The sequence below is a fragment of the Rhizobium rhododendri genome (assembly GCF_007000325.2).
Classification (GTDB): domain Bacteria; phylum Pseudomonadota; class Alphaproteobacteria; order Rhizobiales; family Rhizobiaceae; genus Rhizobium; species Rhizobium rhododendri.
On the sequence record NZ_CP117268.1, the window covers coordinates 1,003,195 to 1,026,733 of the forward strand.

20 protein-coding genes and 2 pseudogenes are annotated in these 23,539 nt (G+C 52.5%); 10 read left to right on the forward strand and 12 right to left on the reverse strand.

Annotated elements, in window-relative coordinates:
* The first annotated feature begins 224 nt into the window (after positions 1 to 224).
* The 3 genes from PR018_RS22415 to PR018_RS22425 all read left to right on the forward strand — a co-directional run bounded on the left by PR018_RS22415 (position 225) and on the right by PR018_RS22425 (position 3,714).
* Positions 225 to 1,559, forward strand: coding sequence for an NAD(P)-binding protein (locus PR018_RS22415; RefSeq protein WP_142831103.1), 1,335 nt, complete (start codon positions 225 to 227; stop codon positions 1,557 to 1,559).
* Positions 1,560 to 1,660: 101 nt separating this feature from the next.
* Positions 1,661 to 2,758, forward strand: a complete 1,098-nt coding sequence (locus PR018_RS22420) for a glycosyltransferase family 4 protein (protein ID WP_142831102.1) — start codon at positions 1,661 to 1,663, stop codon at positions 2,756 to 2,758.
* Positions 2,759 to 2,781: 23 nt separating this feature from the next.
* Entirely contained in the window at positions 2,782 to 3,714 is a 933-nt protein-coding gene (locus PR018_RS22425; RefSeq protein ID WP_142831101.1) for a LamG domain-containing protein, read from the forward strand.
* 30 nt (positions 3,715 to 3,744) lie between these two features.
* On the opposite strand, the gene PR018_RS22430 is transcribed toward PR018_RS22425, so the two are convergent.
* Together PR018_RS22430 and PR018_RS22435 are read right to left on the reverse strand one after the other, a co-directional pair.
* Positions 3,745 to 4,548: a YdcF family protein gene (locus PR018_RS22430; RefSeq protein ID WP_142831100.1), complete on the reverse strand. Its 804-nt coding sequence runs from the start codon at positions 4,546 to 4,548 to the stop codon at positions 3,745 to 3,747.
* A 263-nt stretch (positions 4,549 to 4,811) separates the two neighbouring features.
* Positions 4,812 to 5,960, reverse strand: a complete 1,149-nt coding sequence (locus PR018_RS22435; RefSeq protein WP_142831099.1) for a glycosyltransferase — start codon at positions 5,958 to 5,960, stop codon at positions 4,812 to 4,814.
* Positions 5,961 to 6,671: 711 nt separating this feature from the next.
* On the opposite strand from PR018_RS22435, the gene PR018_RS22440 reads away from it, so the two are divergent.
* Positions 6,672 to 8,129: an efflux transporter outer membrane subunit gene (locus PR018_RS22440; protein ID WP_142831098.1), complete on the forward strand. Its 1,458-nt coding sequence runs from the start codon at positions 6,672 to 6,674 to the stop codon at positions 8,127 to 8,129.
* 25 nt (positions 8,130 to 8,154) lie between these two features.
* Here PR018_RS22440 and PR018_RS22445 read toward each other — a convergent pair whose 3' ends face one another.
* The 5 genes from PR018_RS22445 to PR018_RS22465 form a co-directional block, all read right to left on the reverse strand.
* The gene (locus PR018_RS22445) at positions 8,155 to 9,183 is read right to left on the reverse strand and encodes a glycosyltransferase family 2 protein (protein WP_142831097.1); all 1,029 of its coding nucleotides are present in this window, start codon (positions 9,181 to 9,183) and stop codon (positions 8,155 to 8,157) included.
* Positions 9,184 to 9,319: 136 nt separating this feature from the next.
* Entirely contained in the window at positions 9,320 to 10,009 is a 690-nt protein-coding gene (locus tag PR018_RS22450) for a hypothetical protein (RefSeq protein WP_142831096.1), read from the reverse strand.
* 99 nt (positions 10,010 to 10,108) lie between these two features.
* Positions 10,109 to 11,029 (reverse strand): hypothetical protein, encoded by a 921-nt coding sequence (locus PR018_RS22455; RefSeq protein ID WP_142831095.1) that lies wholly within the window; start codon positions 11,027 to 11,029, stop codon positions 10,109 to 10,111.
* A gap of 905 nt (positions 11,030 to 11,934) precedes the next feature.
* Complete coding sequence (locus PR018_RS22460; RefSeq protein ID WP_142831094.1) at positions 11,935 to 13,023, reverse strand: glycosyltransferase; 1,089 nt, start codon at positions 13,021 to 13,023, stop codon at positions 11,935 to 11,937.
* Positions 13,024 to 13,194: 171 nt separating this feature from the next.
* Positions 13,195 to 14,346, reverse strand: coding sequence for a hypothetical protein (locus tag PR018_RS22465; RefSeq protein WP_142831093.1), 1,152 nt, complete (start codon positions 14,344 to 14,346; stop codon positions 13,195 to 13,197).
* Positions 14,347 to 15,438: 1,092 nt separating this feature from the next.
* On the opposite strand from PR018_RS22465, the gene PR018_RS22470 reads away from it, so the two are divergent.
* Positions 15,439 to 16,203, forward strand: a complete 765-nt coding sequence (locus PR018_RS22470; protein WP_244615416.1) for a lytic transglycosylase domain-containing protein — start codon at positions 15,439 to 15,441, stop codon at positions 16,201 to 16,203.
* Positions 16,204 to 16,233: 30 nt separating this feature from the next.
* Here PR018_RS22470 and PR018_RS28555 read toward each other — a convergent pair.
* From PR018_RS28555 to PR018_RS22480, 3 genes and pseudogenes are all read right to left on the reverse strand, one after another.
* Positions 16,234 to 16,398 (reverse strand): annotated as a pseudogene (locus PR018_RS28555) (IS21 family transposase); the annotation flags it as partial.
* Between the two features lie 136 nt (positions 16,399 to 16,534).
* Complete coding sequence (locus PR018_RS22475) at positions 16,535 to 16,861, reverse strand: ArsR/SmtB family transcription factor (protein ID WP_142831091.1); 327 nt, start codon at positions 16,859 to 16,861, stop codon at positions 16,535 to 16,537.
* Between the two features lie 480 nt (positions 16,862 to 17,341).
* Positions 17,342 to 17,473 (reverse strand): hypothetical protein, encoded by a 132-nt coding sequence (locus PR018_RS22480; protein ID WP_279621429.1) that lies wholly within the window; start codon positions 17,471 to 17,473, stop codon positions 17,342 to 17,344.
* Positions 17,474 to 17,832: 359 nt separating this feature from the next.
* Here PR018_RS22480 and PR018_RS22485 point away from each other — a divergent pair, with 359 nt between their 5' ends.
* The gene (locus PR018_RS22485; RefSeq protein ID WP_142831090.1) at positions 17,833 to 18,828 is read left to right on the forward strand and encodes a GntR family transcriptional regulator; all 996 of its coding nucleotides are present in this window, start codon (positions 17,833 to 17,835) and stop codon (positions 18,826 to 18,828) included.
* A 12-nt stretch (positions 18,829 to 18,840) separates the two neighbouring features.
* Here the strand turns inward: PR018_RS22485 and PR018_RS22490 are convergent, their stop codons facing one another.
* On the reverse strand, positions 18,841 to 20,373 hold the full coding sequence (locus tag PR018_RS22490; protein ID WP_142831089.1) for a UxaA family hydrolase: 1,533 nt from the start codon (positions 20,371 to 20,373) through the stop codon (positions 18,841 to 18,843).
* 223 nt (positions 20,374 to 20,596) lie between these two features.
* Here PR018_RS22490 and PR018_RS22495 point away from each other — a divergent pair, with 223 nt between their 5' ends.
* From PR018_RS22495 to PR018_RS22510, 4 genes are all read left to right on the forward strand, one after another.
* Positions 20,597 to 20,983, forward strand: a complete 387-nt coding sequence (locus PR018_RS22495) for an SDR family NAD(P)-dependent oxidoreductase (protein ID WP_244615414.1) — start codon at positions 20,597 to 20,599, stop codon at positions 20,981 to 20,983.
* 36 nt (positions 20,984 to 21,019) lie between these two features.
* The gene (locus PR018_RS22500) at positions 21,020 to 21,280 is read left to right on the forward strand and encodes a type II toxin-antitoxin system Phd/YefM family antitoxin (protein WP_142831087.1); all 261 of its coding nucleotides are present in this window, start codon (positions 21,020 to 21,022) and stop codon (positions 21,278 to 21,280) included.
* On the forward strand, positions 21,277 to 21,720 hold the full coding sequence (locus tag PR018_RS22505) for a PIN domain-containing protein (protein ID WP_142831086.1): 444 nt from the start codon (positions 21,277 to 21,279) through the stop codon (positions 21,718 to 21,720). Before PR018_RS22500 ends, PR018_RS22505 begins: the two co-directional genes overlap by 4 nt.
* Positions 21,721 to 22,271: 551 nt before the next feature.
* Positions 22,272 to 22,706 (forward strand): transposase, encoded by a 435-nt coding sequence (locus tag PR018_RS22510; protein WP_142831122.1) that lies wholly within the window; start codon positions 22,272 to 22,274, stop codon positions 22,704 to 22,706.
* Positions 22,707 to 22,906: 200 nt separating this feature from the next.
* On the opposite strand, the pseudogene PR018_RS22515 reads toward PR018_RS22510, so the two are convergent.
* A pseudogene (locus tag PR018_RS22515) lies at positions 22,907 to 23,055 on the reverse strand (IS5/IS1182 family transposase); the annotation flags it as partial.
* Positions 23,056 to 23,539 lie beyond the last annotated feature (484 nt).

Below are 23,539 nucleotides of genomic sequence, written 5' to 3' on the forward strand. Positions count from 1 at the left end.
TGCATCACCAAGACGTACCACGTTTTCCTACATATAGGCTACAGGATATAAAATCGGTCCGCTCAGCCATAGTCAAAGAAAATCTCGGATATTTGGACAAATAGTGCGCTACGATCAGAACCAAATTCAACAACGATGCAGATATCTCGCCTGTTCTGCCAATTAGACTTTAAAATTCTTTTTTTTGAGATATCATAAATTTAGCGGCGGAGCGGGGACGTTTTATGACCGACAACCTTATTCATCAGGACCGCGCATCCTATTTCCTTGAGGAAGAATTTGACGCAGTTGTACTTGGTGCTGGAATATCGGGGCTCGTATCGGCGGCCATTTTATCGCGTCAAGGACACCGTAACATTCTCATCATTGACGACTATGAGCACGTTGGTGGAAACCACCTGGACTGGTCCTCAAATGGTTATACTTTTGATATTGGCAGCTTAGTTTTCCAGGATGATTCACCGCTCCTGTTCTATTTCCCAGAATTGCTATCTCTGTATCTACCAATTGAGCCGGAGTGGGCGCGATTGAACCCACAGGGAATGGTGACGAGCTATCCAATCTCGATCCGCGATGACATCTTTGGTAGTGGCCCCGTGGGCACCGTCAGGATATTCGCATCGGTCATCTTTTCTCGTCTCTTCAGGCGGCGAATGGACAATGCGCACGACTTTGCGCGCTTCTGGATAGGGGAATACCTGCTGGGACGTTCTGGGCTGGAGTCGTACATGCAGCGCTTCTACGGCATCTCGACCACAGAGATCGATATCGATTTGGCCAAAAAGCGCATGATGTGGATCAGCGAGCACGCGTCGTTGCGAAAGCTACTAGCGCGGTTGCTCCCGCGACGACCTTCGGGCAAACCAAATCGGCAATTGGCCAGGCCGAAAGCCGGCTTCAGCGCTTTGTATAAAGTGGCTGTTGACAAGCTTGAGACCGAGGGGGTCGCTGTCAGTTTGTCGGCGCAAATGAGAAGCATTGAGAAAGCCGGAAGTCAGTTTCGGTTGCGCACGAAAGATCGGATCGTCGTCACCAGCAGACTTATATCTACCATTCCGATCGAACGGACGGTCGCACTATGCGGCTTGGACCCCGGCCCTCCTCTCGAAACAATAACGCTGATCGGATTGTTTTTCAGTTTCAAAGGCGACCGCGGTTTCCGCCAGCCAATTATCTACAATTTCTCGTACAAAGGCGCTTGGAAGCGGCTGACTATGCATTCGGATTTTTACGGCCTGGTTGACGCTCGAGAGTATTTTGGTGCCGAGGTCATCGCCCATCACGCAGGCGGTACGATTGAGAGCGCTGAAGCAGATTTTCGTGAACACGTCTCTGAAAACGGCCTTTTCAAAGGCGAGCTTAGATTGGAAGGCGCCCGCGTGCTTAGCCATGCCTATCCTATCTACAGACGGGGAGCCGCCCAACATGCAGCAGAGGCAATAGAAAAACTGCGCGTATTCGGCATTGAATCTTTCGGTCGACAAGGCGGGTTCAATTATCAACCCACTGCACGATCTTCAACTGTGGAGGCCGAAGAAGCGCTCCGTCCAGCAGCTTAACCGTTTGCTTCAATTTACGCCCGGTTCTCTGACCTGACGTGGCGGCAGTCCGAACGTGGCTTGAAAGTCCAGCAATCACCACAAAATGCCCGGAGGCGTATTTGCGCATATTGCATATTCTCAATCACACAAATCGCTCCAACGGCCATGTCCATGCAGCAGTGGATCTTGCTTGCGCTCAGGCCAAGCTGGGACATAATGTCTGTTTGGCCAGCGGGGGCGGAGATTTCGATGAGCTGCTATCTCAAAACTCGGTTTCTCAGACCACTCTCTCCCATCAGCGCTCGCCCCTGTCCGCACTCAGGTCAATTGCTGCCTTGCGCGCTTTTGTCCGAAATTGGCAACCTGATATCGTTCACGCCCATATGATGACGAGCGCAGTGCTCGCATGGCCGGTGTGCAAGATCGCGGGCGTTCCCCTCATCACAACTGTCCACAATGAGTTTGAGAAAAGTGCTATCTTGATGGGGTTGGGTTCACGCGTCATAGCGGTGAGCGACGCGGTTGGCGCTTCCATGATCAAGCGTGGCATCAGTGCTCGACGCCTGCGTGTGGTTTTGAACGGAACAATCGGTTGTGCCCGTTCCGGGAACCGAACACATGTTGAATTGGCATTGCAATCTCCCAACGTCCTTTTCGTCGGCGGCCTGCACCCCAGGAAGGGGCTCCCAGATCTGCTCGAGGCGTTCCAAATAGCGCACCGGGATGTCCCGAACTCGAGGCTGTATGTGATTGGCGGCGGGCCGTTCGAGCAAGAATATCGCGACATGGCTTCAAGGATGGAGTGCGCCAGCGCCATCCTTTTTATGGGTCCACAAGATGATCCTTTCCGTTGGATGGCAAGTGCGGATATTTTCGCGTTGCCTTCGCATGCCGACCCCGCGCCCCTTGTGCTTTCGGAAGCGCGGGAGGCGGGGTGTGCAATCATCGGAGCGAACGTCGATGGCATACCGCAGTTGATTGAGTTCGGTGCGGCAGGATTGCTTGTCGAGCCGAGAGATATCGTCGGTTGGGCAAGAGTACTTAGATGTTTATTTGAAAGCCCGTCGCTGGTTGAGGAATGGCAACGCAAGAGCCAGTTCAACATTGAGCGCATGACTATAAAGCGCGTGGCTGCCGAAACGCTCGACGTTTACAAGAGCGCCCTGCGTGACAAGTCGCCGATCGTAAGCGGCTCCACGTACCCGGCAACAAAATGAAACTGATAGACCTGGAGGATACGATGGCAGTTTTGAAATCCCGGCGCGACGTGTTGATTGGATCGGCAGCGCTTGCAGCGGCAGGCACCTTGATCATGATAGGCACTGATGTGCAAGCTGATGAAACCGAAGACCCCACCAAGGACATGTCGCTGACATTTGACGAGAACTTTGCCATGTTGGATCCCGCCATATGGTACGCCGGCGCAAAACCAAGCACATCTGATACAGGCTTTTATGGACGATCAGCGTTCAGTCGGATCAACGGCGAAGATGGCTACAATCCATATGCGATCATTGACGACCCCTCGACAGAAAATGGCAAGGCATTGCAAATGTCGGTCCGTCATCTGGGTCGCAAAATGAATGTGCCAAATTATTATGGCAACGATAATCCAGAATATCAGTGGGTATCTGGGAACATTCAGACAGCCAAGCCCGATGGGACAATCCTGCAGGGCTGGCGAGAGGGATATTTCGAAGCAAGAATGTGGTTTCCGGCCCATTTCCTGACGTTCCCCGCATTCTGGCTGATGAACGGCAGAAGCATTCTTCACCCACAGACCACTGTCGAGCTCGACATCGTCGAGCAAAAGGGATCGGAAAGTGATCTATACGGGGCTTACCTGCACGAATGGGGACAACCGAACGAGCATCACCAAGGCGTTGGCGTTCCGACCGACGTCGACATCACCAAGGGATATTTCCGCTACGGACTTCTTGTGAAAGACGCAAAGTTCAGGCTCTATTTCGAGCGCAAGCCAGTTATCGACCCCAAAACCCTCGAACCTGTAAACTGGACGATCGGAAGAGCAGCCGAGATGCAGTCTAACAACGATGTGTACTGGCCGATACTAACATTGGCGCTGCGGGCCGACGTTCCCTATCCCACTCAGCTAGATCCAAACGATTATGAGGCCCACATGCGCGTCGACTATGTCCGGGTCTACACCTGAACTAAGACCGTTATTGGTGTCGCGCCGCTCTTACTGATTTTGACTAGGACCTGGGTAGAGCGAAGAGGTTCGACCACTCATATAATAGCCAACCATGCCTATCCATTCCTTCGCAGCCACGCCAAGGAGTGATGCGTTTGCCTCCGGCTGAGATATGTCAAATCGCAAGCTCTCCGTTCCAATTGTGCGATAATCGGTAACCCATGGTATCACATCGATACCCAGTTTACGGAATATACCAACAGACCGCGGCATATGGAAGCCAGAGGTAACGAGAAGGCAGTGGGACAAACCATTGGCCTCGAGGAGTTTCTTGGTATTGATGGCGTTCTCGAAGGTCGTGCGGGATGTGCTGTCTTGCAGTAGCCTGTCATGTTTGATTCCAAAGACAGTGAACATCCTCTCGGCGATAATTCCATCTCCCAAGTAACCGCCGGTAATAAAACCGTCCCCTCCTGATACGATAATGCGCATAGCAGAAAACTTGTTGGCCAGTCGGAGTGCTTCCACAAACCGGTCCCCCGCATCCGTCATTTCGTATCCCCCTCGGACTGTATCAACGTCGTTGGTAAAACCACCCCCCAATATGATGGCGCACTGAACATCGAGTGGATCAGCAGAAGGGCGCGGAAAGCGATCCTCCAAAGCTTCAACCATGACAACCCCGGTCGTTGTGAACAAAGCGACAAGAAGAATGGAAGCCGGCACCAGGACAAGCAACAAGCTGAGCCGCCGTCTGCGGAACCAGATGGCAACAAGTGCGAAGACGCAAAAAATGAGAGAAAGAGAAAAAGGTTGCAGAAGTATCCAAATGACTTTTGAAATAATGAACATTTTGTTCGCCTAAAAAGGATTAGATTTCCTGGAAGTCGGAGCGTTCGGACGACGTTCCCACCGTGAATTGACTTGCCAATGCCAAAGTCTCCGTCAACGATTGGACTACGGTCAGCCAACCGTCTTAGCTACCTCATTATCGGTTCTCACCGGTTTCATGTGATGGCCGACTAGAGGGCTCGATAGCCTTGCTCTGCCAATTGGTTCGAGGGACGGCCAAACCTGCGCCACCGGCTTTCACACTTTCTAACCGATCACCGAGCCTAGAACGCCGGTACGTCTCCCATTTTCACTGGTGCCCTGCCCGCGGCTGTCAGTATCGCCGCTGCATGGACATCAACGATCCGATCGACGTCAAAGCGAGAAACATAAGCTTTCCGATAATCTGAATACGTTTTCTCATAGCGGAGATTGTCGACGTAATAAGCCATAGCGGCCACCAGTTGTTCAATCTTATCAGCCTGAACCAGACGTCCCAGCTTTTCGTCGGTGAGGATGTCGCTAGGACCGAACTGACAATCAGTGGAGACCACCGGCATGCCAAATCGCAGAGCTTCGCAAATCGCCAACGACCATCCTTCCCAGCGCGATGTTGAAACAAAAACATCGCTCGCTGACAACGCGGGAGCTGGATTGTCCGGAAGATTGTCAAAAGTAATCACAGATTGCATGTTCAGTTGTGAAACTTGCTGGCGCAAGGCGGCCTCGTCTTCTCCGTATCCGACGATCCTCAGCCTTACGTTTTTTCGTATTCTTGCCAACTCCGAGAATGCAGATATCAGAATATCCTGCCCCTTCTGGTGGGTGAAGCGCCCCACATTGACGAAGGTCACAAAGTCCTGATCGATGGCACAATTCGATTGATCGTCGAACCGTCTGACGGGATTTGGCAGCCAGGTCTGGCGCACCTCACTGCCAAACATCTTTCTAAAGCTTTCCAACTGCCGCGGCGAAGTTCCAAAAACGTCGGACACGTGCCGCAAAAAATAGAACTTCATGAGGAAAAATAACACCTTCGCCTTCCAGTGACTGCATTCCCTATGCGGATTTCCATGCAAATAGACGGCGATACGCTGAGGGATACCAAGACACGCGATCATCACTAGAACTGCAGGTTCTATCTGAGGCACGACGACGAGCTGGTAGTCCTTGCATGACACGGTGCGCCGGCAAATTTTCATCATATGAAGAGTATTTCGACTGATGCGGGTGATCTCATTATAAGCGGGACGGGATTTCGGTCTATTCTTGTGCTCGGATGTGTAGAGCACATCCAATTCGATCGAAGCACCAAACTTGCGACTAATCTCAGAGCAAACTGTATCCACAACGTGTTCCACGCCGGCAAATGATTTAGTATTTTGTTGTATATATAATATTTTTATTTTTTTATTTACGACGATTGACGACATTAGCGATATAAAACTCCGCCTAAAGATAAATTACCGTAATAGAATGTTCTTTCAGGCCATTTTTCACAAAATAACGTCTAACTCAGCACCTTGAGGAGGAGTGCCTCCGCAAGTTCCAGAGCTATTATCTTATCTACCCCTAGTGCAAATCAACGGGCAATTGAATTCTTATTTCATTCGAAATAGAATGACTGCGAAATATGACTGATCAAATTCCAAAGAGGCGGGGTGCGAATAATGGTGCCCGTGACCTGCTCATGACAGTTTAAGCGCCGTCTTCGGTCACACCACGAGAAATATTTGGCATAAAATATCGTCCAGCTTACCGTTTTGTAACGCGTGCACCATGGCTATATGCGAAACGCAGCTTGCAGCGCCTTCCGCTTTTCTGCATGCCCGCAACACGATTTACAATATTCAAAATATCTCATGTTTAGAAATAAGGCTAGATTCCATCTTCTAGACTATCTGTACTCACCATATGCTATATACAGCTACGACTGTGTAATTCCGTCAAAGGTTTTTTTTGAATTACAACTTTCATTCTGTGATTCCATACTTGAATGATACGTTTTATTAACCCATTAATGGCTTCATTGACGGAGCGAATGGTTTTGTGAATTTCGATTCGAGGCGCAGCAACACGATTCAGGTGGTGATAACCAGAACGGTGCGATCTCCTCGCTGAAACAAGCTTTTGGGGGATCTGGCGTGGTTTTTATTTCAAGGTGCGCTCCTGCCATCCTCCTGGTTTTTTCGGGCTGCGTCAGTGGCCCTGATTATAAGCCGCCAATCATGCCTTTGCCGGCCACTTTTTCAGAGCCGAGCGCCGGATCTTCTGATGGTATCGTCTCCAGGGAATGGTGGCGCGCCTATAGCGACGAGACACTGGAGGCGCTTGTCACCAGGGGACTCTCTCAGAATATTACCATTCTATCTGCGATTGAGGCGATCAACGCAGCCCAAGGTGATGTCGTCGTCGCTGGATCTGGTGGGTTGCCAAACATCGCAGTTGGCGCGGACCAAACCATAAGCGGTGAAACGGGAAATCTCCGCACAGCGGCGAGCAGCACCAGTACGTCTCGCGGGGGAGCAACGTCTTCATGGCTACTCGATTTCTTTGGGCAGTACCGTCGAGCCCGTGAGGGTGCGTTGGACTCGCTCGATGCTGCCTTTGCGACTGTCGATGTCGCCCGCCTGGCTTACGTGCAGGACGTGGTCACCGGATACATAAATGCGCGCTACTATCAGATTCGTATTTCGATCGCCCGGGAAAACCTAAAATCTCGACGAGACACGCTTAACCTTACAAAGTTCCAGCTCACTGCCGGCGCTGCTTCGAGGTTGGATGTTGTTCAGGCGGAGGGACTGGTCAACTCGACACTTTCGGAAGTTCCCGGTTTGGAAGTAAGCTATCGCCGGGAGGTTCACCACATCGCGGCCTTGCTTGACGCGCCAGCAGCCGAAATTCTTGAGCTGATGAAACGCGGCGAAACGCAGCCAGTATACAAAGGTGGAGTCTTTGCGGGTGTCCCAGCGGATTTGATCCGCAATCGTCCGGATGTGCGTCGTGATGAAAGACAACTCGCCGCCGCTGTCGCACAGATAGGAATCGCTCAAGCCCAGCTGCTACCCAGCATCACACTCAATGGCAGTATCTCCCCCTCTTACATCCATACGGCCGGTCGCGGCGGAGGCTTGACCACCTGGTCTTTCGGCCCGGCCTTAAACCTGCCAATTCTCGATGGTGGCCTGCTGCGGGCAAACGTAAAAATCGCCGAATCCAACGCCAAGGTTGCCTACCTGACATGGAAAGGAACTGTGCTTACCGCCGTCGAAGAAGTCGAAAATGGTTTGGTGGCCGTCAACCGCGACCCGCAAACAATAGCAGCACTGCGTGCCCAGGTTAGGTCTTATCGCGACGCTGTATCGCTGTCGACGGCAAGCTATAAGGACGGAGCTTCCTCATTACTAGATGTTCTTGACGCACAACGCTCCGTTACCAATGCCCAGCAAAATCTGGCTGCTGCAGTCCAGCAACTTGCAACCGACTACGCAGCTTTAAATGTCGCCATTGGCGCCGGGCTTATCTTACCGACGGATAGCAAGGGTCAGTCGCGTCCCGCAGCCGAAAAGCATGTTGCAAAACTCGGCGTTTCTAACGAGTAGTCGAAGTTGCCTGTAAAAACAGGGATCATCGCCGAAACAGCCGTTTGATCATCGTGCGTAGCGGCGAATTTTTTTTAGGATTTATCCTGAACTCAACAATGGCTCGCGCAGCACTGTTGGGCAACAGAAATAACAAGCCGGCGACCAGATATCGAGACAGGGTCTCGACGCTCGAAAATGATTGCGCAATCTGCTGACAATACCGACGAAGAAGGGGGAGATCGATACGTTGTCCCTTGAGGATTTGCGCAAAAACCTCATGCTCCACCAGATACAAATAATCAGGCTTCATCTCAAACATCGCGCCGTCCAAGAGTTTTCCGTCCCTGCTCAGCCTTTCAAGATGTGCAAGGCGCAATCGAAATACCCGCATCGTCTTCTCCATCCCGAGGTGAGAACTTGAACCAAACCCAGACATATTGTTATTGTGGATCCTGTATTGTCCCAGAGCTTGATCAATGTGCACCACCCGGCCCTTGAAAGGGGCTGCTAAGTAAGCAATGCCATCAATTCCGAAATCGTAGTCGATGGCGCCAATCGTCAGGTACACATCGCGACGGTAAATATTGCCTGAGGTTGGCGGAGTAGGATAATATCCGTGACGATTGATACTCTCGATCATCTTTCGATTGTCGTAATCGGGAGTCAAACGCGGGAAGGCGTCCCCTATCTCTTGTCCCTGTGCATCTATGGGCTGCAGCATGTACTGAATTTTCGTGACATCGGGCTCCAGATAGGGGGACACAGTCAGAAGAGCTTTTTCGTCCAAGATATCGTCAGCATCGAGGAAGAGGACGTATTGACCTCGGGACGCCGCGAGACCGGTAAGGCACGCGGAAATAAAGCCGCGGTTTTCGGTGTTAATTCCTATTATTCTGTCTGAATAGCGGCTGATGACACTCCACGATGTGTCGGTCGATCCGTCATTGACCACAATGAGCTCAAAATCAGCACTTGGCTGATTGAGGACACTCTCGATAGCAATGGCTACATAATCTTTATAGTTGTAGCAGGTAATAATGACACTAAAACGCGGCTTGCCGTCGACGATCATTGATCTCACTCCAGCCACATAAACTAACCACGATGCCCCCGTTGTCGCTGAGCACCCATGCCATGATCGTGACGTCGCAGCGGACCACGATGTGAGCAGAAACGAAATGCAACTCGAACGATGATGGACACGAGGCTTACTCCGGAAGAGATTTCAGTTGGCTTTTCTTCGATCGAAACGCGCAAAGCGATACGACATTGGTGGCGTCGACATCTGGATGCGAATGCTGATAGTGTGCCCGAAGCAACATGCTTTTCAAATCCGTGCAAGGCAAACCACCTATCGGCTGGTCTGGAATACTTATATTCGGCTTTCCCGGCACATGAGAAAACAACGCGCTTTTCACAGTCGCTCTTCGCACAAGGATCGGGTCAGCCTCATCTTTAATGAGGATGTCGATCATGGAGGCCTGTGAGGCGACCCCTGCTGCGCGCAGCGTGACCTGCTTGATTGACGACCAATAAATAATCTGACCGGAGAAACGGTGGTAGACGATCCCGTCGGTCCTCACTGTGAAGAGTGGCTTCCACGGATTTCGTTTGCCCACAGACCACCCCAGGATGCTGAGGAACACACAAAATAGACCTGTCACCCAATGGTTTAGCATATCGCTCTCGCGAAAAAAACCGTGCTGCTGAGCCGAAATGTTGGCTGTGTAACAAGCGACAAGCACCGCGCACACAATCACAGATCGCCATAGTTCTCTATAGGAACCGCAATAAATGACGATCTCATCGGGATACGTGGTCCCTACCAAAACTGGATCATTTAGTTCAAAGACGGCAGTGCTCAGTGTTTTCGATCTGTTAGGACGAATTATGGCCATTGCCTGTCCTTTTCAGTGAAGCCACGCCACGATAACCGCCGAAGGTGTCGAGGACTGTTACGGCGTCAGAAGCTGAGTCTTTCCTTGACCATTTGCGCATCATGACGGTTCAGATGCCATCGGCCGATCTGGCGCAGCGATCGGCAAAGTAAGCGACTTCAACGCGTGCCTGACGGCTGCCGTCAGATAGACGGGTTGGACCGCGTTGCGGTACCGTCCGATGAGATCGCCCGCAATTCGCACCGAAAGTCGTGGACCAGACAGATGAGCTCCGCTGATATCCACACCAGATAAGACACGTATGCGAGGCACGGCGACGCCATTGATCAACGAGTCACGCTTCATGCGTGTCCGGCCGAGGGTGGAGACCAGATCATCGTTTGCGGTGTTGCCCCCGACCTTTTTGATGAACTGGTGCAACTTTCCGCCCACAGGACGTGTATGGCAGACGGTCACGCTGTCAAGAATAGCAACGGATTCGAGCTTTCCGCTAAGTTCAACCGCCAGTTTTGGCCAAACGAAATCCATTCCGAAACCGCTCTTGGAATCCTTTAGACTTTCCAGGGTCTTTGCCAGAATCGCTCGACTGAGCACCGGCACCATAATCTCCACGAAGTTGCTATACCGCAGGTCAAAGCTCGGGTGCTGAAGCGTGATCAGATGAGAATAATAGGAATTGCTGTCCAAAGATGGCTGATACACTAAGAGACCGTAACTCCGACCCGCCGCGAACAGTCGATTTATATCATTGGTCGTAGCCCTGATATCGTCGTCTGGAAACCAGAAGTACTCGTAACTTGTCAGTGCCTCAGGATGCTCTTTAAAAAAGCCATAGATCCCGTCCCACTTCCCGCCCTTGCCGCGATGCACATAATTTGCTTCAGGAAATAGCTTTATTTCGTCAGTTCCGAAGTAACTTACCGCCACATCGAATTGCCGTCCTTCTCCGCACCAACTTTCATGAAGACTTTGGTCTCCACAGCGCACCACCGCCAATGTGGGTGCCAATACAGGAGCCATGCAAACCTCCGACCGAATAATATTGGCACAACGCTGGAGCTCACACTATCGCACAGTCTTAATATTTCAAGCTTAATTTCCGATTAAAATTGACATAATTCACTCTTCCTTCGTATATTAGCCTGCACGATGGACAAGAATAATCGTAAAAGGAAGCTTACGTTGCGCTTTTGTTGTTCGGATAGAGCAGCGATAGCCGTCACAAACCCAACTATAAACGCTTATCTGATGAAATGGCGAACTCCATCAATTCAATTAGAAGCATAAGTCCTGCAATTCCGGAACGTTGAGCATTCAAGACAGAACTCCGAAGCAACGCAGAATAGATAGCCTTATGAAAATGTACAATTACTCAGAGATGCAGACTGACGACCTCATTAGCAGGTGTGGTGGAGACCCTGGCGCGATCATAATGAGAACGTGTATTGCATCCTGTACCTTCTTTTTCCTTTATTTCAGTTTGTATTTTTATGGCCTAGCTGGAAGCTTGCTTTTTTGGGGCCCCTGTACCTCAGGGGCGCTTACTTGTTTTATTCCATTGGCGGGAATGCAAAGTCGGTTTAAATCCCTATAGAGTAGACTTGGTAATGCACTTTACGGAATTTAATTCCGTTGCCGGGTGCAGTTTGCGAGGGCGCTCCTTCATAACGCTCGGCAGTTCGACGGTTGTCGACGCAGCCCATCTTCAGGCGATCTTTGCAGCCATCGGGCATTTTCCTGGGCTTAGCTCTCGACCGAGAAGTGCGTGTCTATTCAAGATTGGGCTGGGGCGCAGGAGGGTGCATCCGTCGCGATCATGAGCGGTAACGCAGAGATCCATCGCCATCCCGGCAGCATCGACCACCTCGGTGGAGGTTTGAGTGATCGGAACGATGGCTATGCTGCTTTCTCGAAACCTCATCTTGCTATCGCAAAGTGCCCAAAGAACCCGCTGAGCGCGTGAGGGCTCTGCCGTAGACCGCACTATAGTTTAAATATAGGTTGGTTATGGAAAACCGATCCAAATTCGACGAGGCGCGCCCTTTCATCTGCGACAGCAACTCAGGGTCTCTCAAAAGGATTTCCAATTTTTCCGTGAGATCTTTTGGATCGCCTGGCCGAACCAGAAACCCGGCCCGCCCTTCATCGAGGGCTTCGGGAATCCCTCCGACCTCTGTTGCAACTATTGCGCATCCAGCGCTACGGGCTTCGATATTTACGAGACCTAATGGTTCAGCTAGGGACGCCAGCACAAATATATCCGTTTTAGCTAGCACGGTGGCTGGATTGTTGATCTGACCCAAAAATCTAACGCGACCGCTTAGGCCAAGCTTTTCGGCTTGCCTTTCCAACTCGTCTTTGTCGGGTCCATCGCCCACAACGCAAAGTGTGACTTCATATTTCGCCGCCAACACAGCGAAAGCGCTGATTAAAAAGTTCACACCTTTTCGCGCATGAAGGCCGCATACCGTCGTTATAAGTATTCCTGGCGGTTTTTCGAATACGGCTTTATCCGGTAAAAGGCTTGTCCTGAAGCCGCCCAGTGTTGCGTTCAGTACCACATCAACCTTACTTTTCTTGAAGCCCATTTCACGAAGGCGGGCCGTATCTGAATTGCTGACCGCAACGATCCTATCGCCAAGTTTCATGATCGACGAATGTTTGTCGAAGGAATTGTGGACCGTCGTGACCAGCCTAGCGTTTGAAAATCTAGTCGCGAAATAACCAAAGATCGCGCCGGCCATCATGTGCGCATGGACAATGTCATACTTACTCCGCCTTACCAGAAGCGAAAGAGAAACAAGCGAAGCCGCCAATTTAAATGGATTTTTGCCGCGCTGCATAAGTTTAATATGATGCGCCCCCATCGCGCTTAGACCCTGTTCGTACTCGCCCCCATGGCTCGCGTAGCCCACAAAGTCACCACTCGCCGCCTGAATGCAGGCTAGATCAACAGCAAGGTGAACGTTTCCATGTCCATGATGACAATGATTGGCCAAATGAAGAACGCGCATTTTCCGATACCCCCCTAGTAATCCGGCACTATTCTGAGGGCAGCACCGTCGGCAATCTTTAAATTGCTACTCCCTTGCAAGATATAAGCTTAAGGTAGTGATTTTGTATACCTTCATGTAATCCACTAAGGAAAGCAGATAACCAGCAAGCCTTAGCGCATGCGGCTTCTATCATGATGAGGCAGGGTGAAGGGTGTCCAGGCCATTCAATCTCTCCGTTTTTGTCACAAAATACGAAGAATCTGATTGCCGCCCTTCACTCAACCCCGCATCTGTAACGCCATTCTTGAACAGACACTGAACGACCGAGATCGGATACGACTTGGCTTGCCATTGCAACCTCGAACGCGCAAGTCCCTGCCACACGGGGTCCGCATCGTTTTCGTGATTGTCAGGTCCAAACACGAACATGCCGCGACCAGTCGTCTGCATGTAAGCTGTCTCTATCATGCACTTTAGAAGGTGCGACGCGGCACCACTGCCGTGATCCTCTGCCGCTGCGGCCTCCATGAAGAACATGATCGGTCCAAACGTAATTCCCATAAAGCGAGCCAGCGTTTTGTCACCGCTGACGTTCCGAGCGGTGAAGCTAAACTTTGAGGTGGTAAGGACCCGGCTCAACGACCGAATGACCAGGCTCGCTCGCGACGTCAAAATACGCTTCTTTTTAAAAAGGCGAAGTCTAGAAAGCTCAAGTGGAACGAGGTCGCAGAAAATCTGCCATTGGCGGCGGATTGCAAAATCAAGGCCTGGATAGGACCGTTCGGCTTTCTGGACATTTCGCCGGGCATTTTTGCTGACCTCCTTGTAAAAAGCATCAAAACTCTCCCACCGCTTGAAATCAATCGCAATCATATCGACTGCCGCTGTCGATATGACGGACACTCCAGCGAGCGCGTGGAGCTCCGCAGATCGGCATTTATCCAGACACCAGTCAGATCCATAGCGATAGTATCCATCTCCCAGATGGCTAAGCACCGCCCGCATCGACAACGACCAAAGATGCCGATAGTCCGGGAGCACCTGAATGGCATCGCAGAACACATGGTCGCTCTTACGAATTCCGACCGCACATTGACCGATTTTCACCTGATCATCGGCGGTACACAATATAATGTCCAGCCGCACCAGTCTCATCAACGGGTTGTAGTCAATCTGCCACATCCGGGATGCATGAAAGGCGCAACGGAAAGACGCTTCGCATCTTTGAGCGAATGCGTCCCAACTGGTGGCTCCCTGTGTAAACGCAAAAACCCGGATTGCCACTGGGCTTTCCTGCAATTTGCGCGACGCGATATACAACTCCTGCGTCAATTCATCCACAACACATTCCTGCATAAAAACAGATGGATAGCTTTTCAGACATTTTTAGCCGCGTTCACTAGGAACTAGTTTTGGCTACACACAAGCATGTCAGTGTCATTATTTTAATCGGGTAAGATTAATTACTCATGGAGTCAACCATACCGGAATAACTTTACTCCAAAAATATTGCGGAATGTCAAGTGATGCCTGTTATTCTGACCGAGATATCTTCCAGCCACCCCATCGAAACCCAATACTCTATTCTATCGGAAATATTTGCTTTTGCCAGATGATGCGAGCGGCGGGTGGTCGGCCAATCTGTGACAGGGACGGTGTCCGCGCGCCGCGCAGAACGACGCGATCTCTGTGGGCCGCAATAGGTGCTTAATCTCGCAGCTCTTGGAGGACGTAGCGAGATGGAGTTTCGTTCTGCACGAGGGGCATGCCAGATCTCATACTGTTGCCATTTTCAATGCCGTCGCCTTTTATGGGACGTCGATCGAGCAGACATCGCACAAGATGTCTCCTCGTGCGGCTTGGCGCAAGGTTCAAGACGTACGGTCTGCTCTTCCGTGTTGTAGAACACTTTTAGGGTTAGCGATGATCGCACTACTTAGTATTCCCGCCGCAGCGTCGTCGATGTTTGTTCTGCTAGCGGTTTTTGCGCCGAGACTGGCACCATTGGTTGACGACTTCGAGGAGAGCAATGTTCTGCCCTTCAGGAAGCCCCATAGAACCAGTCATCTATCAGACTGACAGGCGTCAAGCGCGAGTTCCATTGTCCCATTTAGGGAAAGAAAAAGCTAGCGCGGTGAGAGCCTTCTAGACGCTTACGTCGTATTTTCCCTTTGCATTATTTCGCGAATGCGTCGACTGTGGCAGTGAGATAAGGCCTAGGTTTCAACCGCAGATCCACCTTCGAAAAGCGGTGCAAGGTTCGGGGAGCTTCCCTTGATAAGGCGCATCGCCCCAGCCGGTCTCGTAACCCTTACCATCTGCCTTTTCATTCAGTTATCTACAGTCGCTGCGTGGGGAGGTAGAGCCAGCCCGGCTTGTCTTTATTCGATGGTTGACGCCCCAGGTCGGGTACTTTGCATTCATGCCGGAAGCTTGAACCGCGACATTTGCAGCGCGATGGAAACCTTTGCGACGAGAAGCCAGCTACCGCCTGACTTCTTTGCACGTCTAATATGGCGCGAAAGCCGTTTTAGGGCGGAAGCAATCAGCCCAAAGGGTGCTCAGGGCATAGCGCAGTTCATGCCGGCTACCGCAGCGCTTCGTGGTCTGAAGGACAGCTTTGATGTATTGGAGGCCCTCCGGGCATCATCCCAATATTTGATGAAGCTTCGGACCCGCTTCGGTAATCTTGGACTCGCAGCTGCAGCCTATAATGCTGGAGAGCAGCGTGTTTCGACATTCCTGCTTGTCGGAGGCTTACCGTTGGAATCCAGGAACTATGTTTTTGGGATCACGGGGCACACCGCAGACGAGTGGAGGCGCTCGCCGAGCGACCTGATCCTTCCGCCACTTGACGAACACCGCGCGTTCATGGATGCCTGCGTCGCGCTTGCTGCCACACGACGTCTCGTGGAGCCAGCAGATCAATCTGAAGGTGTTTGGATGCCGTGGGGAGCACAATTGGCAGCAGCACCAAATAGTGTGACTGCGCGGGCGTTATTTACACGGATCTCTGCCAGGTTGCCGGCCCCTTTAAACACGGAGGCACCTTTGATTCTGCGCAAGATAGATCGGGATTTTGGATATAAACCGCGCTATTCTGCTCGAATAGGAAGGACGCAGCGTAGAGATGCGGAAGACGCCTGCAAAATTGTGGAGCGCGCCGGTTTTCCATGTTTGGTGTTCAAGAACTTTTAATGCATGAACGCGCAGACATCCTGAGCTAGCGTGCGCAACGAACAGCATCTCGTGCGTTTGCACGGGATATGACCGGGCGACCAACGCTCTGGAATAGCCGAGGTTGGCATGCGCCACCTGCAGCTCTCTTCGCTCGCTTCCAATGATCGCCCAGTCCTCCGACAAAACGAACTGAAATGCTTCGCCAGGCGCGAACGTTCCAGCCAATCGCCTGCAGCTCGATCTGCAAAGCGGCGCTCCACTTGCAAGCGAACGCTGCACTGGATTGTACTGGCCTTCATAACCAAGGCTCGTCAGTTCGGCGTCGAACTGCTTCAGGGTCCGCAGCCTCTTAGGCGATGCGGCGAGCTTCGTTAATGTCGTCGTCGAAGACCTCGGCAAGTATGTCGAGAATTTTTAAGACCGGCTCAGAATTGCATGAGTAATAGACATTTCGCGCATCACGGCGCCTCTGGACGAGATTGGCGCTCCGAAGCTTTGCGAGATGTTGTGACAGAACAGACTGGCTGAGGCCGATGGTTTTGGCGAGATGCCCCACAGACATCTCGGTTCGGCAAAGTATATCGAGAATATGGAGTCTGTTGGCGTTCGCCATAGCATCGAGAAGCGCGGCGGCCTCCTGGATGTTCAAAACAGATTGGTATCGTCTCGTAGCCATAGACATCCTATCCTATCCAATCCTATCCTGCAGGCAGCCAATCTCATGATTGTTGCTTTCCCCGCGCGAAACGCGCAAGGATCACCAACCTGACGCGACGCAAACATTATAAATCTTACATTAAACTCCACTTTAAGAAGTGAGAGTTTTCACATGCCTCGCGTGAATTAATTTACGTCTATTCAATCGAATGAGACTTGCGCCGCCTCGATAATCCGTGCGGCGGCCTTGTGGTGAAGGAACTGCGTCCAGAGACTCATGCATTGCTAATCAAATGGTCTTCAGCGATCGGGATGTCAATCGAGCTGTCAGAGTTGGTGCTCTCCTGGAGCGCTTACCGAAACAGTCAACGCCAACGGCATTCTGGAACCGTCCCGATCGGCAAAGGTTGGTGCACAGGTCACGGGGTAATTATAGGCCGTCAACGCCTCGCTTGGAGAAGAAGTCAAGGAACGAGATCTGATCGCCGAAGTCGAATCTCTACAGGAGCAGAACGAGCTGCGGCAGGCAAAGGCGTCGCTGGCGGATACGATCGACACGACGCGCATCGACGTCAAACTCCACACCGTCAGCCGCACCCTCCACCCGGATATCCCGAAACGTCGCAAGCATCAGCTCCGCGCTCGTCCTCAGGAATGCGCTGAGCGTTTTCGATCCGGCGATCTGCATCTGGCGGCGCGTAACTCGGCGGGCGTTGATCAGGACTGGACATCAAATAGCGAGCAGGTGTTTTTTGAAGTCTGATGCCGGAAAACTCACACGCCTTGTCTACCACTGGAACTCTCGGCGGTCTTCTTACTTCGCCGCTGTTATCGGTTCCTTGATCTAACAATTTGGAATTTATTGCTCCTCTTGGAAGAAATGCGTAGACTGCTAAAAATTCTCATTGATTGTCGCTCTGTCGATTTTCGAGTATTTGCCGTCTTTTCATCTGACGTTAAAAGAACGAGGGAAGGAGGATCTCGGCCGGAATGACCGTTTCAGCTCTTGAACCCGTCAACGCCATGCGCAAGCGGAGCCTTTACCAGGAACTTTACAACCAATTGAAAGATGACATCTTAGGCGGACGCGTCTCCACTGGTACCGTCTTGCTGGAAGGCCCTCTCGCCGAACTTCTGGGCAGCAGCCGAGCTCCTGTCCGCCAAGCTCTAAGGCTCCTTGCAGCAGATGGCCTGATTAACCGCTTCGAAGGCCGCGGTTTTGTCGTCGGCCCGGCTGGAACCAAGATTAAGCGCGTCAATATCACAGAAAGCCTCGGACACCTCGTTGATGCGCAGGACAGGCCTTTGTTTGCATGGCAGGCACTTTACGAGGATGTGGAGCGAATCGTTGTCCATCGATCTTTTTTCGGGCGTTTTCGTATCAACGAGTTGGAGCTGGCCCGTTGCTACGGGGTCGGTCGCACCGTCGCTCGAGATGTGCTTGTCAAACTTGAAACACTGGGTATCACGGAAAAGGATGACAGCTTCCGTTGGTCTATTGTTCCCTTGGACAGCCGCCGCATCACCGATCTTTACGAAGTCCGCGAGCAAGTCGAGCCATTGGCGCTTGCACGCGCCATGGATGCGGTGCCGGACGATCATATCGACAGGATGCTAACGCGCCTTTCGCAGACGCTCGAGACCTATCCCAATGTTTCGTCCGCGATTATGTATGATCTTGAACTGGATCTGCATGTTCGCAGCATCCAGCCCTGCCCGAACAAGGAGCTTCTCAGTATTCTGCAGCGCACCCACTGCATTCTCACGCTGAGCAAGCACGTGCTCGGTATCCGGATGGAGATGCCAGAATACGAACCCTTTCTGGCCGAGCATATCACCGTTTTCCGCATGATGCGCCGTCGCGACAAGGATGGGCTGATGCTGGCCATGCGCAGCCATATCCACGGGTCCAAATCTAAGGTTGTCGAGCGAGCCGCGACCGTGCGGCAAACTTGTCAGCCGGACGATTGCAGCTTCATCGTTTGATCTATTCGCTGGTCAGGTCACCGCGCCGACCTGCCACGGAACAAATTCGTTGTCGCCGTAATCGTAGATTTCGCTCCGTGTCTTCTTGCCCGATGCGACGGCAATGATGTCTTCGAATATCCGCTCTCCCGCAGCCTCGATCGTATCCTCGCCGGTAACAATGCCACCGCAGTTGATATCCATATCCTCCTGCATATGTTCATACATTTCGCTGTTGGTCGCAATCTTAATGCAGGGAGCAGGCTTGAAGCCGGAGACGGAACCGCGGCCGGTCGTGAAACAAATGACATTGCAGCCGCCGGCCACCTGGCCCGTTACCGCGACGGGATCGTATCCGGGCGTATCCATGAAGACTAAGCCGGGTTCAGTGACGATTTCGGCATACTCGTAGACGGCCTTCAACGGCATGGTGCCGCCCTTAGCAACGGCGCCCAATGACTTTTCGAGGATTGTTGTCAATCCGCCAAGTTTGTTGCCGTGCGATGGATTGTTGTTGAGTTCAGCGCCGTTTCGTTTTGTGTAATCACGCCACCAATCAATCCGCGACAGCAGCTGTTCTGCGACGGCCGGGGTTGCAGCACGACTGGTCAGCAGATGCTCGGCGCCATAAATTTCCGGCGTTTCAGCGAGGACCGAAGTGCCGCCATTGCGCACGATTAGGTCGGATGCGTACCCCAGCGCCGGGTTTGCGGAAATGCCGGAATAACCGTCAGAACCACCGCATTCCAGCGCCACTTTCAGGCCGGAAAGGGGTTGTTGCGTGCGTTTCGCAGCGTTCACCTCCGGCAGCATGTCGTGTATCATCTCGCTGGCCGCCGCGATCGTCTTGCGTGTGCCGCCGAGGTGCTGGATCGTCATGGTGCGCAAGCGCTTGCCTTCCTCCAGCTTAAAGTGTTCGAGGATCGGGCCGATCTGGTTGGTTTCGCAGCCAAGTCCGATCATCAGGATTCCGCCGAAATTGGGGTGCCGCGCATAACCTTGCAGAGTGCGGATCAGCATGAGGTAGCCTTCTGCCTTGGTATTGATCGCACAGCCGCCGCCATGGGTTAGCGCAACGACACCATCGACATTGTCGTAACCTTCAAGCCCACCAGTCCGGTTGAAGTGCTCTGCAATCGCCTTGGAAACCGTAGCAGAACAGTTCACCGTTGTGATGATGCCGATGAAGTTGCGTGTGCCGATGCCGCCTACGCCACGATCAAAGCCCAAGAACGTGCGGCGCGCCGTCTCGGGCAGCATGCCCCTTTCCTCGATATCGACGCTGAACTGGTGCTGATGCTCGGATTCGATGACGGCAAGATTGTGGAGGTGCACATGACCGCCGGCTGGAATGAATTGCGTCGCAATCCCTATCGACTGGCCGAACTTTCGGATTTCTTGACCGGCCGGGATGTCACGTACTGCGATCTTGTGACCACGCGGGATCTGATCTGCTGCGACAAGGCCGTCAATGCCAGTCGCTGCGCCAGCCCTCACCATGGCACGCGCCACGCCTACGTCGTCAAGGGCGTTGAGAAGGATCACCGGTGAGTTCGAAATGGGCATGGCTGCCTTCTAGAAACAGTTTCAAATAATGACTTTTGCAGGCAATAAGCAATCATGTTAGATCACTGTCGTCAAGAAAAATTGGGAGACGAGCTTGACGGGAGGGCATCTTGGGCTAGCAGTTCAATTTTGGCTTTCTCCCGACTACCGGCCCCTGCTCATCGATCGCGCATTGCGCACGCTCTGGTAATCACCATTAGGCATCCTTTGCAGATCACCTTCGGTGCTGGTTGCGGGCGGTGTCAGTGGCATCGGCGGAGCCGTTTCTGAGAGGTTCGCCAGAGAGGGAGCACAAGTCTACGCGACCAGCCGCAAGGGCGCGGAAAGCGAACCAGACCCAGGCGGAATAGCTAGCATCACCACGATCCAGGCAGACGCCAGCAACGACGCAGATCTTCAGCGCGTCTTTGAGCAGATCCGGTCTGACCGAGGCCGGATCGACGTGCTCGTCGTCAATGCAGGCCTATCGGAATACGCACCCCTTGGAGACATTTCCGAAGATCATTTCGATATAACCTTCGGCCTGAACGTCCGATCCCTCGTGTTCGCAGTGCAGCACCCCAGTTGCCTCGTCCACTACCATCTTGATTTTATGCGGGCTGATGAGTAAATAGGTCACTTGTGACCCGATTTAGAGGAGGCCATAGTGTCGACGGTTAGTTTAAAGGACGCGAAAGCGTCTTTCTCGCATCAAATTGACCAAGCTGCTGGCGGTGAGTTCGTGACAATTACGCGGCATGGGCGCGCCACCGCGGTCCTCGTCAGCGTGAGAGCCGCTGAGGCGGCAAAAAAGGCACTCCGGAAGGATCGCCCTAGTCTTGTTCAACACCTGAAAACATTTCCGGTCGATCTCGACGAGGACGTGTTCGCTCGCAATCCAACCCCCTCGCGTGACGTTGACCTGTGAGGTTCCTCCTCGATACAAACGCCATCTCACTGTTTTCGCCATATAATGCCGACGCGTCCGAGAGCTTTTCAAAGTGGGCTGATGAGCAAGACCAGCTAGACGCTATTTATATGTCCGCAATGACAATTCACGAGATCGAAAAAGGCATTCGGCTGTTAGAGGCGAAAGGCGCCACAGCGAAGGCGGCGGGGATAAGAAGCTGGCTGCTGGGGCTAATCGCTGGAAACGGCGATCACATACTGCCTATCGACAATGTTGTCGCACTTGAGTCCGGCAGGTTGGAAGCAAAAGCCATATCCGCAGGATATGGGCCTGGCGCTGCAGACGCGATCATTGCTGGCACTGCAAGTGTTCATAATTTGACGATCATCACTAAGAACTTGAAACACTTCTTGTCGTTCGGAGTGGCGGTTAAATCCCCGGATCAGGTCGCGCCTTGATATTCACGACTGTTAAAGCTTGTAATCTTGGTGGCTTTCTCTAGGCGCCCGCCGAGGCATTCCAGGCCAAGTACCTCGGCGAGTGATCTGACTCGCGTGAGTTCGAGCGTCAGGGGCGCGATGCTTACTTCCCCGTTGGAAACCGCCGTCTGCACTCATTCGACGGTTCCAACGGGTATGGCTATATTTGCTGGACCATGGGTCATAGGGGCGAAGCACAAAATACCCGGCCATCGGTTTACCGCAAAGACATGCAACCCTTTCGATACTTCGCTCACGGGCACTAAGGGCAGATGATTGCCGTCATTCCCGAAAAGGAAATTGTCATCAGCCATCTCGCCCAATCTATCGCAAATATCAGCGTGCTCAACTCATGGCGCCTTCCGTCACATGAAACGGCTGTATTGATCCTGCAACAACCATATAGATGCCGTCACCAGCAGACACGAAAGTCGAGATGGGCGTAAGCGCCGTCTCCGCCCCATTTGATTTGGTGTATTTTGAGCTCGCTGCATATGCGAGAAGGTTTTCAGTTGTATCTGGAGATTTGCATGGCAGATGATGGATTTGTTGGTCGCTACGAAGTTGTCGAGCCGCGCCGCGGAAACCGGCGTTTGCCGGATGATGTGAAGGCGCGGATCGTGGCGGAAAGCTTTGAGCCTGGTGTTCGCGTTGTTGAGGTCGCGCGCCGTCACGGCGTTATAGCAAACCAGCTTTCCGATTGGCGACGTCAGGTGCGCGACGGCATTCTGGTGCTGCCGTTTGCGGCGGCAACGACGCCGTCCGCGCACGATGGTATCGAGCCGGCATGCGTACCTCTGGCAATCGCTCCGGATGCGCCTGAGCCTGTCAATCGGTTGCCGCTGCCGAAGCTGGCCTCCGACGGGCCGAAGGTGCAGGTTTTGACGTTGGAGATTGGCTCAGACGTCGTGATGCGGGTTCCAGCACCCGTCAGATTGCCGATGGCTTCCATCTTCTGGGCCTGAAGCAATGCTAGCTCGGTTTGGCGCAGCGTTGCCGCCACATACCGTTCCTCGGTCACGCGGCCGACGGCGTGGATGAAGCCGTCGTCTGGTACAGCCGTCTGGGAAATTGTCCGATAGGTGCCATTCCTGCACGCGTATCGATTCTCGAGTGAAAATGGAGTGGCCTCTGCTGGAGCTTGCCCACCTCCTCCATCGTCGCCTGAAAACATAGCTTCGAAATTTGGGGACAGAACTTCCAACGCCTCGTCTAAAATCGCGCGGACTGCGGCAGGGGATCGTTCGTTGGAACGCATGCTTCGCAGCTCCAATAAGAAAACAGACCCGCCGTTTGGATATCACTGCCTCGCATGTCCTGCTCCTGCAAATGGCAACTTGCGTCAATTCCAGAGCCGACATCTCGAGGGGCTGGTGCTGGCCTCTGTCCCATGCGAGAACGACCCCTAGGACGGACACACGCTCAAAGTTTGAGGTTGCGACATAAAATCCTCTCTGAACCACGGGCTAAAGGCTACGCCAAGGGGTAACGGCAGAGGTGCGAATGCCGCCTAAGAAATGGCTGCGTTGGCCAGCAATGCGTCACTATGTATAACATTTCAAAGAGAGAAATGTGCGGTCGCGTCCCAAGCCGTGGACTTAGCAGACATTATTGCACTATTGAGGCATGCTATGCATTTTTCGTATATCCATACGGGTTTTCATAAAGCCACAGGCAAGTTTGGATTGCCAAAACTCGGGGTGTGGAATGTTGACATGAAGTCTACATTGCTCCGGTAAGTCGATCTCGGCTGTTAAGCGCTCACTGCGTATTTCCGTTTGATCTCCTCGTAAGTCTA

What these genes read in the sequence shown, in the direction of transcription:
- PR018_RS22510 (WP_142831122.1), top strand. Translation starts at nt 22,272, where the DNA reads ATGGCAGATGATGGATTTGTTGGTCGCTACGAAGTTGTCGAGCCGCGC.
- PR018_RS22475 (WP_142831091.1), bottom strand. Translation starts at nt 16,861, where the DNA reads ATGGCTACGAGACGATACCAATCTGTTTTGAACATCCAGGAGGCCGCC.
- PR018_RS22425 (WP_142831101.1), top strand. Translation starts at nt 2,782, where the DNA reads ATGGCAGTTTTGAAATCCCGGCGCGACGTGTTGATTGGATCGGCAGCG.
- PR018_RS22430 (WP_142831100.1), bottom strand. Translation starts at nt 4,548, where the DNA reads ATGTTCATTATTTCAAAAGTCATTTGGATACTTCTGCAACCTTTTTCT.
- PR018_RS22490 (WP_142831089.1), bottom strand. Translation starts at nt 20,373, where the DNA reads ATGCCCATTTCGAACTCACCGGTGATCCTTCTCAACGCCCTTGACGAC.
- PR018_RS22485 (WP_142831090.1), top strand. Translation starts at nt 17,833, where the DNA reads ATGACCGTTTCAGCTCTTGAACCCGTCAACGCCATGCGCAAGCGGAGC.
- PR018_RS22450 (WP_142831096.1), bottom strand. Translation starts at nt 10,009, where the DNA reads ATGGCCATAATTCGTCCTAACAGATCGAAAACACTGAGCACTGCCGTC.
- PR018_RS22435 (WP_142831099.1), bottom strand. Translation starts at nt 5,960, where the DNA reads ATGTCGTCAATCGTCGTAAATAAAAAAATAAAAATATTATATATACAA.
- PR018_RS22445 (WP_142831097.1), bottom strand. Translation starts at nt 9,183, where the DNA reads ATGATCGTCGACGGCAAGCCGCGTTTTAGTGTCATTATTACCTGCTAC.
- PR018_RS22415 (WP_142831103.1), top strand. Translation starts at nt 225, where the DNA reads ATGACCGACAACCTTATTCATCAGGACCGCGCATCCTATTTCCTTGAG.
- PR018_RS22480 (WP_279621429.1), bottom strand. Translation starts at nt 17,473, where the DNA reads ATGCTTGCGACGTTTCGGGATATCCGGGTGGAGGGTGCGGCTGACGGT.
- PR018_RS22455 (WP_142831095.1), bottom strand. Translation starts at nt 11,029, where the DNA reads ATGGCTCCTGTATTGGCACCCACATTGGCGGTGGTGCGCTGTGGAGAC.
- PR018_RS22460 (WP_142831094.1), bottom strand. Translation starts at nt 13,023, where the DNA reads ATGCGCGTTCTTCATTTGGCCAATCATTGTCATCATGGACATGGAAAC.